Origin of the sequence: Kitasatospora sp. NPDC085464 (genome assembly GCF_044541955.1) — a bacterium.
Taxonomy (GTDB): domain Bacteria; phylum Actinomycetota; class Actinomycetes; order Streptomycetales; family Streptomycetaceae; genus Kitasatospora.
In genome coordinates this window covers 345375-358536 of record NZ_JBITTM010000001.1, presented here as the reverse complement: position 1 = coordinate 358536, position 13162 = coordinate 345375, and the positions used below count along the sequence as shown (strand labels likewise).

The following is a 13162-nucleotide window of genomic DNA, read 5'->3' as shown; positions in this document are numbered from 1 at the left end:
GGTGGGGCGGGAGCGTCCACCGGGTGCCCAGTTGCCGGTGGTTCGGGCCCCGATTGCCGGTCGTTGCTGCGGTGTGCCGCGGCTCCTCCCTGGAACGATGGCGGAGCCGTGTCCCTTGACGCGATATATCGCGTACTGGGAGGCTCGCGATACATCGTGTTCGAGTCCCGCATGTCGAAAATCGAGTCGACCGCGTGCCCGAAAGCGGGGCAGAGTGGGACAGATCGCCCCATACGTCCGAGGAGATGAGGCAGGCCATGGCGCCAGCCATCCAAGCCGAGAACCTGGTGAAGACCTTCGGCGACGTACGAGCCCTGGACGGCGTCAGCCTCGACGTCCCCGAGGGCACGGTGCTCGGGCTGCTCGGCCCGAACGGCGCCGGGAAGACCACCACCGTGCGGGTCCTCACCACCCTGCTCCGCCCCGACTCCGGCCGCGCGGTGGTCGCCGGGGTCGACGTGCTCAAGAACCCCAACCGGGTCCGCAGCCTGATCGGCCTGTCCGGTCAGTACGCGGCGGTCGACGAGTACCTGACCGGCTTCGAGAACCTCACCATGGTCGGCGAGCTCTACCAGATGAGCGCCCGCGACGCGAAGGCCCGGGCGCTGGAGCTGCTGGAGTGGTTCAACCTGACCGACGCCAAGGACCGCACCGCCAAGACCTACTCCGGCGGCATGCGCCGCCGCCTGGACCTCGCCGCCGCGCTGGTCGTCCGCCCGCCGGTGATGTTCCTGGACGAGCCGACCACCGGTCTCGACCCGCGCAACCGGCTCGCGCTCTGGGAGGTCATCGAGACCCTGGTCGAGCAGGGCACCACGCTGCTGCTCACCACCCAGTACCTGGAGGAGGCGGACCGGCTCGCCCACGACATCGCGGTGGTCGACCGCGGCCGGGTGATCGCGCGGGGCACCGCCGACCAGCTCAAGGCCCAGATCGGCGGCGAGCGGATCGAGGTCGTGGTGCACGAGCCCGGGGTCGTCGCCGATGCGGTCGCGGCGCTGTCCGGCTACGCGCTGAGCGAGCCGACGGTGGAGCGGAACACCCGCCGGATCACCCTGCCGATCAGCGGCGGTGCCCGGGTGCTCGCCGACGCCATCCGCGAACTGGACGCCCGCGGGATCGAGATCGACGACATCGGGCTGCGCCGCCCGACCCTGGACGACGTCTTCCTCACCCTGACCGGCCACGTCGCCGAGCAGGAGGCCGAGGAGGGCGGTGCCGACCCCAAGGCGCGCGGCCGCGGCGGCCGGGGCAGGGGCAGGACCGCCGACGCGGCCGACAGCGGGGACCGGGGACCGGACAAGCAGGCCGTCGCGGCCGGGAAGGAGCACTGAGATGAGCACCGCCACCGAGCACGCCATCGGCGCGCCCGTGCCCAGACAGCGCCGGGGGCTGTCCGCCACCCTGCACGACTCCTGGGTGGTCGCCAAGCGCAACCTGCGCCGGATGACCCGCATCCCGGAGATCGTCGTCTTCGGCCTGATGCAGCCGGTGATGTTCGTCCTGCTGTTCTCGTACGTCATGGGCGGGGCGATCAAGATCCCCGGGACGGACTCCAGCTCCCACACGTACATCCAGTTCCTGATGGCCGGCATCTTCGCCCAGACCGTCACCTTCGCCACCGCCGGCGCCTCGGCCGGCATCGCGGAGGACATGACCAAGGGCCTGGTGGACCGCTTCCGCTCGCTGCCGATGGCCCGCTCGGCGGTGCTGGTCGGCCGCACGCTGGCGGACCTCGTCCAGACCGGCTTCATCGTGATCGTGCTGGGCCTGGTGGCGCTGCTGGTCGGCTGGCGGATCCACGACGGCGTGCTCAACGCGCTCGCCGCCTTCGGCCTGCTGCTCCTGTTCGGCTACGCCTTCTCGTGGATCGGCGCGCTGATCGGCCTGTCGGTGCGCAGCCCCGAGGCGGCCACCTCGGCCGGGCTGATCTGGCTGTTCCCGCTGACCTTCGTGTCCAACGCCTTCGTGCCGGTCAGCTCGATGCCGGACTGGCTGCAGCAGATCGCGTACTGGAACCCGTTCAGCGCGACCGTGCAGGCCTGCCGGGAGCTGTTCGGCAACCAGGTCGGGCCGGTGGACGGCGCCTGGCCGATGCAGCACGCCGCCCTGGTGTCGGTGATGTGGTCGGTCCTGATCACGGCGGTGTTCTCGTGGCTGTCGGTGCGCAAGTACCGCTCGGCCACCGCCTGAGCGGGCGCGCCGGGCCCCGGGTGCCGCCCGGGACACGGAAAGGGCGGCCGTGGAGTCCCCGACTCCACGGCCGCCCTCGCGCTGTCGCGGGCCGGATCAGCCGGCGTGCGGCACGACCTTGACGATCTTCACCATGGCCGGCTTGCCGTTCGGCAGCTCGTAGGTGGCCTCGTCGCCGATCTGCTTGCCGTCGATCGCGCGCCCCAGCGGCGACTGCGGCGAGTAGACGTCCAGGTTGTCGGAGCCGGCCACCTCGCGGGAGGCGAGCAGGAACTCCATGAGATCGTCCTCGTCGCCGTCGAAGGCGACCGTGACGACCATGCCCGGGGCCACCACGCCCGAGTCGGCCGGGGCCTCGCCGACCTTGGCACGCTCCAGGAGCTGGGTCAGCTGACGGATGCGCAGCTCGTACTTGCCCTGCTCCTCCTTCGCCGCGTGGTAACCGGCGTTCTCCTTGAGGTCGCCCTCCTCGCGCGCCGCCTCGATCTTCTGGGCGATCTCGATGCGCCAGGGCCCGGTCAGATGATCCAGCTCGGCCTTGAGCTGGTCGTAGCCGGCCTGAGTGAGCCAGGTCACGTTCTCGCTGGTCTGGGTCACGGGTGCTCCTCGTAGGTGCTGGGGCTGTGCTGAGGGTGTGAGTCGTCAGCCGGGGTTGGTGGTGATATCGGTCTCAACTACAAAGCAACGCCCGCTCCCGTACCATCCGGTGCGGAAGGGGCGAAACCACGAGCCTAACAAGTCCTGCCGACAAGCGGGAGAGGCGTTGGCGCGGCATTGACGGTGGCGTTACGCCGCGGTGTACAGGACGGAGAGCGGGACCTTTTACGGATGCCCGCTCCCCGGATCGAATATGCGCCCTACTTGGCGGGCGTGCAGCCCAGCAGTTCGGCGGTGGTGCCGCGGGCCGTGGTGCGCAGGGTGACCACCGCGTCGTAGCTGTCGCCGGCCGCCGGGACCGGGAAGTCGGCCACCCCGACCACCCCGTGGTCGTCGCCCTGGGAGCGGACCGTGCAGGTGCCGGCCTGGCCCTCGCTCTTGCGCACGGTGAGGTGCAGCTGGACCTCGGAGTCGGAGACCACCTGGAAGGTCGGCACCGAGCCGTTGATCTTCGTCTCGCGCAGCAGGTAGGAGCCGCCCAGCCAGGCGATCAGACCCAGGCCCAGCACGCCGCAGACCGCGCCGACCACCTTCAGGCGGCGGTCCGCCTCGCGGTCGCCGCCGCGTCCGTAGCGCCCCTCGGGCAGCCGGGCGGCGGTGGTCTCTGCAGTCATCGGACCCTGTCCTCTCCTGGGGGAGGGGCCGCGCGGGTGGTGCGGGGGAATGCGACGCTCCTCCAGTCCGTCACTATAGGAGGGGCTCGCCCGCGGCCGGTCCGGCGGGGGGCAGGGCTCGGCCGTGTCGGCGACTTCCGCGGCCGGCCCCGCGGCGACGCGGTCCCGGAGTGAGCGGTTCGTACGGTGGGCAGACCCGGACTTCGCGGAACGCCCGATGATGTGGAAGGAACGCAAGGCGTTGACTGAGCAGTTGCGACTGATGGCGGTGCACGCCCACCCGGACGACGAGTCCAGCAAGGGCGCGGCCACCATGGCCATGTACGTAGAGCAGGGTGTGGACGTACTCGTGGCCACCTGCACGGGGGGCGAGCGCGGGTCGGTTCTCAACCCCAAGCTCCAGGGGGACCCGTACATCGAGGAGAACATCCACGAGGTGCGGCGCAAGGAGATGGACGAGGCGCGGGCGATCCTCGGCGTCAAGCAGGCCTGGCTGGGCTTCGTGGACTCCGGCCTGCCCGAGGGGGACCCGCTGCCCCCGCTGCCCGAGGGCTGCTTCGCCCTGCAGGACGTCAAGGAGGCGGCCGAGCCGCTGGTCCGGCTGATCCGCGAGTTCAAGCCGCAGGTCATCACGACCTACGACGAGAACGGCGGGTACCCGCACCCGGACCACATCATGACCCACAAGATCACCATGCTGGCCTTCGACGCCGCGGGCGACCCGGACGCCTACCCCGAGGCCGGCGACCCCTGGCAGCCGCTGAAGGTCTACTACAACCACGGCTTCCCGATGGGCCGCATCCGCGCCCTGCACCAGTACCTCACCGAGCACGGCCACGAGTCGCCGTACGGCGAGTGGATCGCGGGCTGGGAGAAGAGCGGCCGCAAGGAGCGCGAGATCACCACGCGGGTCCGCTGCGACGACTGGTTCGAGACCCGTGACCGGGCGCTGATCGCGCACGCCACCCAGATCGACCCGGACGGCCCGTGGTTCCGCGTCCCGCTGGAGGTCCAGCGCGAGGTCTGGCCCACCGAGGACTACGAGCTCGCCCGTACCCTGGTCGACGTGGACCTGCCGGAGGACGACCTGTTCGCCGGCCTGCGCACCCCCACCCTGGCGGCCGAGGCCGCCGACACGCGCGACTGAAGCACCCCCCGATGGCCCGGCTCCCCGTGAGCCGGGCCACCATAGAGATATGAGCGCCCCCGTGAACCTCCTCCACCTCGCCGCTGACCTCGCCGTCGACGACGCCAAGGTCACCCCCGGCCTCCTCGGCTTCGTCGTCTTCGCCGCCCTCGGCGTGGCGACCTGGTTCCTGGCCAAGTCCATGAACCGCCAGTTCAAGAAGGTCGACTTCGCGGAGGAGCCGGAGGCTCCGAAGGAGTGAGTCCCCGGCCCCCGCCGGCCGCCGATGCGGAAGGATGGGGGCATGCCGAACCGTCTCGCGGACGCGACCTCGCCGTACCTGCAGCAGCATGCCGAGAACCCGGTCGACTGGTGGGAGTGGTCCCCCGGGGCCTTCGAGGAGGCGGCGCGGCGCGGGGTGCCGGTCCTGCTGTCGGTCGGGTACGCCGCCTGTCACTGGTGCCACGTGATGGCGCACGAGAGCTTCGAGGACGCCGGGCTCGCCGGGTACCTGAACGAGCGGTTCGTCGCGGTCAAGGTGGACCGGGAGGAGCGCCCGGACGTCGACGCCGTCTACATGGAGGCGGTGCAGGCCGCGACCGGGCAGGGCGGCTGGCCGATGACGGTCTTCCTCACGCCCGACAAGGAGCCGTTCTACTTCGGCACCTACTTCCCGCCGGAGCCCCGGCACGGGATGCCCTCGTTCCGGCAGGTGCTGGAGGGCGTGGACGCCGCCTGGCGGGACCGGCGGCAGGAGGTCGGCGAGGTCGCCGGACGGATCCGGGCCGACCTGGCCCAGCGGGCCGCCGTCTACTCGGCCGGCGCCCACAACCCGCCCGGCGAGGCGGACCTGCACCAGGCACTGGTGACCCTCAGCCGGGAGTTCGACCAGGCGCGCGGCGGCTTCGGCGGCGCCCCCAAGTTCCCGCCGGCCATGGTCGTCGAGTTCCTGCTGCGCCACCACGCGCGCACCGGATCGGAGGCGGCGCTGGAGATGGCCGTGCGCACCGGCGAGGCGATGGCCCGCGGCGGAATCCACGACCAGCTCGGCGGCGGCTTCGCCCGGTACGCGGTGGACGCCGCCTGGGTGGTGCCGCACTTCGAGAAGATGCTCTACGACAACGCCCTGCTGCTGCGCGCCTACCTGCACCTGTGGCGGGCCACCGGCTCCGCGCTCGCGCGGCGGACCGCGCTGACCACGGCGGACTTCCTGCTGCGCGAACTCCGCACCCCCGAGGGCGCGTTCGCCTCCGCGCTGGACGCCGACAGCCTGGACGAGGAGACCGGGAAGTCCGCCGAGGGCGCCTACTACGTGTGGGAGCCCGGCCAGTTGGTCGACCTGCTCGGCCCCGCCGACGCGGCCACCGCCGCCCGGCTGTTCACCGTCACCGCCGACGGCACCTTCGAGCACGGCACCTCCGTCCTCCAACTCCTCGCCGAGCCCGAGGACTCCGCCGAGTACGAGGCGATCCGCGCCCGGATGCTCGAAGCCCGTTCGGCCCGGCCCGCACCGGCCCGGGACGACAAGGTGGTCGCCGCCTGGAACGGCCTCGCCGTCGCCGCGCTCGCCGAGACCGGCGCACTGCTGGAGCGGCCCGACCTGGTCGAGGCCGCCGAGCGCGCCGCCGACCTGCTGCTCGCCGTCCACCTCACCCCCGACGGCCGGCTGCTGCGCACCTCCCGGGACGGCCGGCCCGGCGCCAACGCGGGCGTGCTGGAGGACTACGCGGACACCGCCGAGGGCTTCCTCGCGCTGTACGCCGTCACCGGCGAGGCGGAGTGGCTGCAACTGGCCGGCGGTCTGCTCGACACCGTCCTCAAGCACTTCACCGACGAGGCCTCCGGCGCGCTCTACGACACCGCCGACGACGCCGAGGAACTGATCCGCCGCCCGCAGGACCCCACCGACAACGCCACCCCCTCCGGCTGGACGGCCGCCGCCGGCGCCCTGCTCACCTACGCCGCGTACACCGGATCCGACCGGCACCGCACGGCCGCCGAGCGGGCCCTCGGCGTGGTCGGCGCGCTCGCCGGGCGGGCGCCGCGGTTCATCGGCTGGGGCCTGGCGGTGGCGGAGGCGCTGCTGGACGGGCCGCGCGAGGTCGCCGTGGTCGGCCCGGCCGGGGACGGGGCCACGGCCGCGCTGCGGCGGGCGGCGCTGCTCGGGACGGCGCCGGGCGCGGTGGTCGCGGTGGGCGAGCCGGGGGAGACCGAGGTGCCGCTGCTGGCGGACCGGCCGCTGGTCGGCGGGGCGCCCGCGGCGTACGTCTGCCGGCACTTCGCCTGCGACGCGCCGACCACCGATCCGGCGGTGCTGGCGGAGCGACTGGGCGCGACGGTCGACTAGCAGGGCCGGGGGCCGGGGGCCGGGGGGCGGCGGCCGTCCGGCAGGGCCCGGACAATCGTTGGCAGGATCGGTCGGGTCGGGGCGAACATGGGCCATGACCTGGACCTTCAGCACCTCCCTCGATGACTTCCGGGCCCGGGCGGGTGCCGTCCTCGCGGCCAGCCCCGCTGAGAACACCGTCCTGCTCACCATCGCGCACCGGCTGGCCGAGTCCGGGCTGGACGTGTTCGGCGACCCACCGGTCTTCGGCTGGTGGCGCGCCGAGGAGGGCAGCCCGGTCGCGGGCGCCTTCCTGCAGACGCCGCCGTTCGACCTCAGGCTCTCCGCCATGCCGGAGGCCGCGGCCGCCGAGCTGGCGGTCGAACTGGCCGCGGTGGGGAGCGGGTTCACGACCGTGAACGGGATCGCCGGGGGCGCCGGAGCGGTCCGCGCCTTCGCCGCGGCGTGGACGGCGGCCACCGGGACCGAGCAGTCCGTCCGGGTCGAGGAACGGCTCTACCGGCTCGGCCGGCTGACCGGTCCGCCGCGCCCGCCCGCGGGCCGGCACCGGCCGGCCGGGCCGGCCGACCGCGAGCTGGCGATCCGCTGGTACGAGGAGTTCGGGGCCGAGGCGGGGGTCCGTCTGCCGGACGTGCCGCGGGCGGTGGACGACCGGACCGCGGCCGGCGGCCTCCACCTGTGGGAGGACGGCGGCGAGCCGGTCGCGCTGGCCGGCACCAGCCCGGTGCTCGCCGGGATGTCCCGCATCGGCCCGGTCTACACGCCTGTCGAGCACCGCGGCCGCGGCTACGGCAGTGCCGTCACGGCTGCCGCCTCGGCCCATGTGCTGGCCCTCGGGGCCGCCGAGGTGCTGCTGTACACGGACCTGGCGAACCCGACCAGCAACTCCGTCTACCAGCAGATCGGGTACCTGCCGGTGGAGGACTGCCTGGTCCTCGACTTCCGGGCGGCCTAGGGGAGTTGCCCGCCGATGCCCCGGCCGCCGCCCGTCACTCCCAGTCCCAGCGGATCCCCAGGATGCACGGCCGCAGCGCGGTGGCGACGAGGTGGACGCAGCGGTGGCCGTCGAGGGTCAGCTCCTCGCTCTCGTACGGGGCCTCGCCCGGGGAGTGGAGGGCGAAGCGGTGGCAGCGCACCGGCAGGGCGGCGGGGTGGAAGGTGACCTGCAGGACGTACTGGCCGGCGCCGGAGTTGAAGCCGCGGACGTACTCGCAGCTCGGCTCCGGGGAGGGCGCGTCGTCGAAGCCGTAGCCGAGCAGGTGGGTGTCGCCGGCCCGTAACCGGCGGTCGAGGAGCAGTTCGGCGGCGAGCAGGTGGTGGGTCCGGTCGCGGCGGACGCGGCCGGGGCGGCAGTTCTCCTCGGCCCGGACGCCGACGCGGGTGATGTCGCTGCCCGGGTCCCCCTGGTAGATCGCGAGGTAGCGGTCGATGCCGTCGCGGTGGGCGCGCAGCGCGTGCTGGGAGTCGCGGCGCGCGAGTTGGCGGTCGGGGCCGACCCGGATGCGCTCGATGTGGGTGACGGTGTGCAGGCCGGTGTCGCGCGGCCCGGCGAGGGTGCTGAGCAGGTCGTCGACGGCGCTGGCGGGGGAGATGAGGTCGCGGTAGGGCCGTACGGGCGGTCCGGCGGGTCCGGTTCCGGCGGCGCGGCGGGGGCCGAGCAGCCGGGTGAGGGAGTGCTCGGGCAGGTCGAGGACGTCCTCCAGGGCGGCGACGGCGCGCAGCGACTCCGGGCGTTCGGGGCGACGGCGGCCCTGCTGCCAGTAACTGAGGCTGGTGACACCGACGTTCACGCCGCGCAGCGCGAGGCGGCGGCGGATCCGGTGCAGCGCGAGGCCCCGGGCGGCGATGGCGGTGCGCAGGGCGAGGTGGAACGGGCCGGTGCGCAGGGCGGCGGCGAGATCGGCTGGGTCGCTCCGGTGGATGACGGCCTCCTGAGGTGCGGACGGACCGGCTTTTGACCGTGAATATTCACATCGGTACGGCGGTTTGTCACCGGTCCGGGCCTGCTGCGCGGGGGTTTCCCCGGCGGTGTTCACACCCGCGCCCGGCCGTTCACACCCCGGCCCGGGCGCCTCCCGGGGCCGTTGACCCGCCTGTGGCCAGGCGCGATGCTCGGGGCGCGATCCGGACCGCGCCCCCACACAGCACCTCGCTCCACTCGCGCAAGGAGGCATCCCCCCATGCCAGTTCCACGGATACGGCTGCGCCGTGCCGTCTCGCTGATCGCGCTCGGCGTGCTGGGCCCGGCGTTCACCGCCGCGGTCGCCGCCCCCGCGGTCGCCGCCCCCACTGCGGTCGCCCCCACGGCCGTCGCCCCCGGGCAGGACCGGGCCCCGCACCAGGTCCGCCGGGCCGCCGCGCCGGGCAGTACGGCCGACCAGGCCGGCACGTTCAAGAAGCTCAACATCACCATGCAGCAGCAACAGCAGACCAACTGGTGCTGGGCGGCGAGCGGGAACACCATCGCCACCTGGTTCGGCTACGACTACAGCCAGAACCAGTTCTGCAACGCCGCGTTCGGCCGGGCGACCGGCTCCGTCTGCCCCAACAGCCAGGCCACGCTGGGCGACGTGCAGAACGGGCTGGACCGGGTGGGCATCAACCCGGGCGCGTACGTCACCGGCTACCTGCGCTACAGCACCGTGCAGGCCGAGGTGGACGCCGACCGGCCGGTCGAGACCCGCATCCAGTGGAGCTCGGGCGGCGGTCACATGCACGTCCTCTACGGCTACGACACCGGGAACAACTGGGTCTACTGGGGCGACCCGTGGCCGTCCGACTACCGCTACAACTGGGCGGACTACTGGTACTACGTGAACAACGGCACGTTCTCGTGGACCCACTCCCTGTACCGGATCGGCGCGTGAGGGCGGCCATGACCGAGAACCGTGACCTCCGTCGGGCCGCCGCGGGCGCCCTGCTCACCGCCGTCCTCGTGGCGGCCTTCGCCCCGGCCGCGCACGCCGCAGCCCCCGAACCGGCGGCCGAGGCCCCCGCGCCGGTGCCCGCCGCAGAGCTGGCCCAGGCCCGCGGTGCGGTCCAGGACCCGGCCGTCCTCGACCGGGTCGGCCACTTCTTCGCCCGCCAGGGCGTCCCGCCGACCCGGCAGCTGACCATCGGCGCCGCCGAGGAGGCGCGGGCGGCGAGCGCGTCCGCGCCGCGGCTGGCCGGCGACACCGTGCCGGTGTACGTCCTGGACGCCGGCTTCGTGGCCGGCACCCCGGGCGCGCCGGTGGCGAAGGCCGAGTTCACCGCCAGCAAGGTGGTGGCCGCGGACGGACAGACCGCCTCGGTCTGGACGGTCCGGCAGGGCGAGTCCTGGCGGGTGGTGAACATCGCCTCGGGCGGTGACGAGAGCGACTACGCGGCGAAGGCGGCGGGCAGCGGCGGTGGAACCGCCTTCCGCGAGCCGCAGGTCGACGCCTGGTACGTGCTGCGCGACGGCCGGGTGCTGCCGCTGGACGACGAGGCCCGCCGCTCGGTGGGCGCGGACGGGGTCACGCTGACCGCGTACCAGCAGTTGGTGCACCGGCGGTACGGCGACAAGCTGCCCGGCTCGGCGTACGACCGGGCGGGCCGGGGCGGCGGCTACCCGGCGGATGCCGCCGAGCAGCCCGTGGCCGCGCCGGAGCCGGCGGCGGCCGGTGGTTCGATGCCGGCGGCCGTGACGGCGGCCGCGGCCCTGGGCGCCACCGCGCTGGTGGGCGCGGGCGCCGTCCTGCGGCGGAGGACGGGCGTCCGCCGCGGGTGAGCGGGAGCGGGGCCCGGGCCGAGCGGACCGGGCCCCGCTGCCTGTCCCCTCTTCCTTGTCCTGCTGCGCCTCCCGGCGCGGCGGGACGGCGGACGGCCGGGCTCACACCCCGGCCGGACGGCCGAGCTCACACCCCGGCGAAGCCGCTCTCCAGCAGGGCGAAGGTGTGGTCGATCAAGTCCGCGATGTCCTCCCGGCCGTCGGCCGCGGCCCACTGCAGGAGGGCTTCGGTGGTGGCGGCCGCGATGGCGGCGGCGGTGACGCGCATCTCGTACGTGGGCTCCTCGACGCCGGCCCGCCGGGTGAGCGCGGTGAGGAACAGCCGCTGCGGGTTGCTGCTGCTGCGCGCCACACCGGCGCGCAGCGCGGAGACCTCGGTGACCAGCCGCATCCGGGTGTACAGCTCCTCGCGATCGTGCCGGAGGAGCTGGCGGAGCAGGCTGCGGATGGCCTCCCGGCAGGAGGTGAGGAAGGGCTCGTCGGCGGGCCGCGCCAGCAGGGCGGCGATCATCGCCGGGTCGTACTCGTCGGAGAGGACCAGGTCCTCCTTGGTGGCGAAGTACCGGAAGAAGGTGGACGGCGAGACCTCGGCGGCGGCGGCGATCTGCTCCACCGTGGTGTTCTCGTAGCCCTGCTCGGCGATCAGCCGGTACGCCTCGCGGCGGATGGTCTGACGGGTCTTGAGCTTCTTCCGCTCGCGCAGCGACAGCGGCGCCTCCAGCATCGCCTGGACCGGGTCGGTCGGGGCGTCCGGGAGGGCCGCGGTCGGCTGCTGGGGAGTCATGTGTCCGATTATCCGTGATCTCCGGTGACGGCAGGGGCGTCCGCGCGGCCGGAGTCGCCGGAGCCGGCGGTGGGGGCCGGGTCGCCGCCCGGCATCCGCGCCGCGACCAGCACCGCCGAGGCCACCGCGACCAGCCCGGCGATCAGCAGCACCACCCCCATCCCGTGCACGTACGCCGCGTGCGCGGAGGCACCGAGCGCCGGACCGCCCCCGGCGCGGGCGACGGCGTCGGCGGCGACCACCGACTCCCCGGCCCGGTGCGCCGCCGCGGCCGACAGCCCGCCGGTGTCCAGCGCGCCCCGGTACGCCCCGGACAGCAGGCTGCCGAGGACGGCGATGCCGAGCGCGCCGCCGACCTGGCGCAATGTCTGCAGCAGTCCGGAGCCGACTCCGGCCCGCGCCGCCGGCAGCGTGACCAGGGCGGACGCCTGGGCGGTGATCAGCGACAGGCCCATGCCGATCCCGAGCACGCTGAGCCAGATCGCGGCCCGCCCGTAGCCGTCCGCGGTGCCGGTGCGGCTGCCGAAGAGCAGGGCGGCGGCGAGCAGCGCCAGGCCGAGGGCGATCACCGTACGGGCGCCGAGGCGGTCGACCAGCGGGTCGGTGAGCTTGGCGGCCACGATCAGCCCGAGCATCATCGGCATCAGCCGCAGCCCGCTGCCGAGGGCGTCGGTGCCGAGCACGCTCTGGAAGTAGAGGGGCAGCACGAAGAAGGCGCCGAACAGGACGAACGAGATCAGGGTGGCCGCGACGGAGGACCAGCGGAAGGTGCGGTCGGCGAGCAGGGAGAGGTCGAGCATCGGTTCGCGCTGCCGGCGGCTGCGCAGCACCAGGGCGGCGAGTGCGAGCAAGGAGCCGGTCAGCGTGCCGGTCACCAGCGGGTCGGTCCAGCCGCGTTCGGTGCCCTCGATGATGCCGTAGGTGAGCGCGGCCAGGCCGCCGGCGGCGAGCACGGCGGCGAGCAGGTCGATCCGGGGCGCCGCGGGGTTGCGGCTCTCGGGCAGCAGCAGGACGCAGGCGACGATGCCGACCGCGGTCAGCGGGACGTTGACGGCGAAGACCGACCCCCACCAGAAGTGCTGCAGCAGGAAGCCGCCGATCAGCGGTCCGAGCGGGGCGCCGGCGGAGAGTGCGGCGGCCAGGATCGCGGTGGCCCGGCGCTGTTCGGCGGGCGGGAAGAGGCCGGGGATCACCGCCATGGACATCGGCATGACCAGGGCGCCGGCCAGGCCCATCCCGGCGCGGGCGGCGATCAGGGTGGCCGGGGAGTCGGTGAGTATCCCGACGGCGGAGGCGAGGCCGAACAGCGCCAGGCCGACGGTGAGCGTGCGGCGGCGGCCGAAGCGGTCGCCGAACAGCCCGGCCGGGAGCATCGCGGCGGCGAAGACCACGGTGTAGGCGTCGACGATCCACTGCTGCTGACCGGTGGTGGCCTGCAGCTGCGAGGCGAGCGTGGGCAGGGCGACGTTCAGGATCGTCATGTCGAAGCTGACCACCAGGACGCTCAGGGCGACGGCGACCAGGGCGAGCCACCGACGCGGGTCGGCGGTGGCGACGGCCGGGGCGGTGGTGGTGGCGGGAGTGGGCGGGGCGGCGGGCACGGCGACCTCCGGGACCTCTGCTGGAAGTTTCTCTCAAATGAAAGTAACTCCCAAAAGATGGTCTCCGTCAACATGATGATGTTGTCATA

13 protein-coding genes are annotated in these 13162 nt (G+C 73.7%); 8 read left to right on the top strand and 5 right to left on the bottom strand.

The genetic code is table 11. The annotated features are described in order from the left end of the window. The first annotated feature begins 257 nt into the window (after window positions 1–257). On the top strand, window positions 258–1334 hold the full coding sequence (locus tag ACIGG8_RS01580; RefSeq protein ID WP_396544694.1) for an ATP-binding cassette domain-containing protein: 1077 nt from the start codon (window positions 258–260) through the stop codon (window positions 1332–1334). Window position 1335: 1 nt separating this feature from the next. Next, the gene (locus tag ACIGG8_RS01575; RefSeq protein ID WP_396544692.1) at window positions 1336–2193 is read left to right on the top strand and encodes an ABC transporter permease; all 858 of its coding nucleotides are present in this window, start codon (window positions 1336–1338) and stop codon (window positions 2191–2193) included. 96 nt (window positions 2194–2289) lie between these two features. Here the strand turns inward: ACIGG8_RS01575 and greA are convergent, their stop codons facing one another. Together greA and ACIGG8_RS01565 are read right to left on the bottom strand one after the other, a co-directional pair. Continuing rightward, a complete protein-coding gene (gene greA / locus ACIGG8_RS01570) occupies window positions 2290–2790 on the bottom strand; it encodes a transcription elongation factor GreA (protein WP_350522226.1) in 501 nt (166 codons plus the stop codon). A gap of 260 nt (window positions 2791–3050) precedes the next feature. Next, window positions 3051–3464 (bottom strand): DUF4307 domain-containing protein, encoded by a 414-nt coding sequence (locus ACIGG8_RS01565; RefSeq protein ID WP_350522225.1) that lies wholly within the window; start codon window positions 3462–3464, stop codon window positions 3051–3053. 241 nt (window positions 3465–3705) lie between these two features. Between ACIGG8_RS01565 and mca the strand changes: the two genes are divergently transcribed. From mca to ACIGG8_RS01545, 4 genes are all read left to right on the top strand, one after another. Further along, window positions 3706–4611, top strand: coding sequence for a mycothiol conjugate amidase Mca (mca, locus tag ACIGG8_RS01560; protein ID WP_396544761.1), 906 nt, complete (start codon window positions 3706–3708; stop codon window positions 4609–4611). Window positions 4612–4660: 49 nt separating this feature from the next. Beyond that, window positions 4661–4852 (top strand): hypothetical protein, encoded by a 192-nt coding sequence (locus ACIGG8_RS01555; protein ID WP_350522223.1) that lies wholly within the window; start codon window positions 4661–4663, stop codon window positions 4850–4852. Between the two features lie 42 nt (window positions 4853–4894). After that, window positions 4895–6937 (top strand): thioredoxin domain-containing protein, encoded by a 2043-nt coding sequence (locus ACIGG8_RS01550; protein ID WP_396544689.1) that lies wholly within the window; start codon window positions 4895–4897, stop codon window positions 6935–6937. 94 nt (window positions 6938–7031) lie between these two features. Further along, window positions 7032–7892, top strand: coding sequence for a GNAT family N-acetyltransferase (locus ACIGG8_RS01545; RefSeq protein ID WP_396544687.1), 861 nt, complete (start codon window positions 7032–7034; stop codon window positions 7890–7892). 34 nt (window positions 7893–7926) lie between these two features. Here the strand turns inward: ACIGG8_RS01545 and ACIGG8_RS01540 are convergent, their stop codons facing one another. Continuing rightward, window positions 7927–8859 carry a hypothetical protein gene (locus tag ACIGG8_RS01540; RefSeq protein ID WP_396544759.1) on the bottom strand — a complete coding sequence of 311 codons (933 nt, stop codon included), beginning with the start codon at window positions 8857–8859 and terminating at the stop codon, window positions 7927–7929. Between the two features lie 258 nt (window positions 8860–9117). On the opposite strand from ACIGG8_RS01540, the gene ACIGG8_RS01535 reads away from it, so the two are divergent. Both ACIGG8_RS01535 and ACIGG8_RS01530 read left to right on the top strand, forming a co-directional pair. Continuing rightward, entirely contained in the window at window positions 9118–9804 is a 687-nt protein-coding gene (locus tag ACIGG8_RS01535; protein ID WP_396544685.1) for a papain-like cysteine protease family protein, read from the top strand. An 8-nt stretch (window positions 9805–9812) separates the two neighbouring features. Beyond that, a complete protein-coding gene (locus ACIGG8_RS01530) occupies window positions 9813–10688 on the top strand; it encodes a hypothetical protein (protein ID WP_396544683.1) in 876 nt (291 codons plus the stop codon). Between the two features lie 127 nt (window positions 10689–10815). On the opposite strand, the gene ACIGG8_RS01525 is transcribed toward ACIGG8_RS01530, so the two are convergent. Together ACIGG8_RS01525 and ACIGG8_RS01520 are read right to left on the bottom strand one after the other, a co-directional pair. Next, complete coding sequence (locus ACIGG8_RS01525) at window positions 10816–11472, bottom strand: TetR family transcriptional regulator (protein WP_350522218.1); 657 nt, start codon at window positions 11470–11472, stop codon at window positions 10816–10818. A gap of 8 nt (window positions 11473–11480) precedes the next feature. After that, window positions 11481–13073 carry an MFS transporter gene (locus tag ACIGG8_RS01520; RefSeq protein WP_396544681.1) on the bottom strand — a complete coding sequence of 531 codons (1593 nt, stop codon included), beginning with the start codon at window positions 13071–13073 and terminating at the stop codon, window positions 11481–11483. Between the last annotated feature and the right edge of the window lie 89 nt (window positions 13074–13162).

Coding starts and splice junctions, on each gene's coding strand:
- ACIGG8_RS01575 (WP_396544692.1), top strand. CDS start 1,336: ATGAGCACCGCCACCGAGCACGCCATCGGCGCGCCCGTGCCCAGACAG.
- ACIGG8_RS01555 (WP_350522223.1), top strand. CDS start 4,661: ATGAGCGCCCCCGTGAACCTCCTCCACCTCGCCGCTGACCTCGCCGTC.
- ACIGG8_RS01535 (WP_396544685.1), top strand. CDS start 9,118: ATGCCAGTTCCACGGATACGGCTGCGCCGTGCCGTCTCGCTGATCGCG.
- ACIGG8_RS01545 (WP_396544687.1), top strand. CDS start 7,032: ATGACCTGGACCTTCAGCACCTCCCTCGATGACTTCCGGGCCCGGGCG.
- ACIGG8_RS01565 (WP_350522225.1), bottom strand. CDS start 3,464: ATGACTGCAGAGACCACCGCCGCCCGGCTGCCCGAGGGGCGCTACGGA.
- ACIGG8_RS01530 (WP_396544683.1), top strand. CDS start 9,813: ATGACCGAGAACCGTGACCTCCGTCGGGCCGCCGCGGGCGCCCTGCTC.
- ACIGG8_RS01525 (WP_350522218.1), bottom strand. CDS start 11,472: ATGACTCCCCAGCAGCCGACCGCGGCCCTCCCGGACGCCCCGACCGAC.
- ACIGG8_RS01580 (WP_396544694.1), top strand. CDS start 258: ATGGCGCCAGCCATCCAAGCCGAGAACCTGGTGAAGACCTTCGGCGAC.
- ACIGG8_RS01550 (WP_396544689.1), top strand. CDS start 4,895: ATGCCGAACCGTCTCGCGGACGCGACCTCGCCGTACCTGCAGCAGCAT.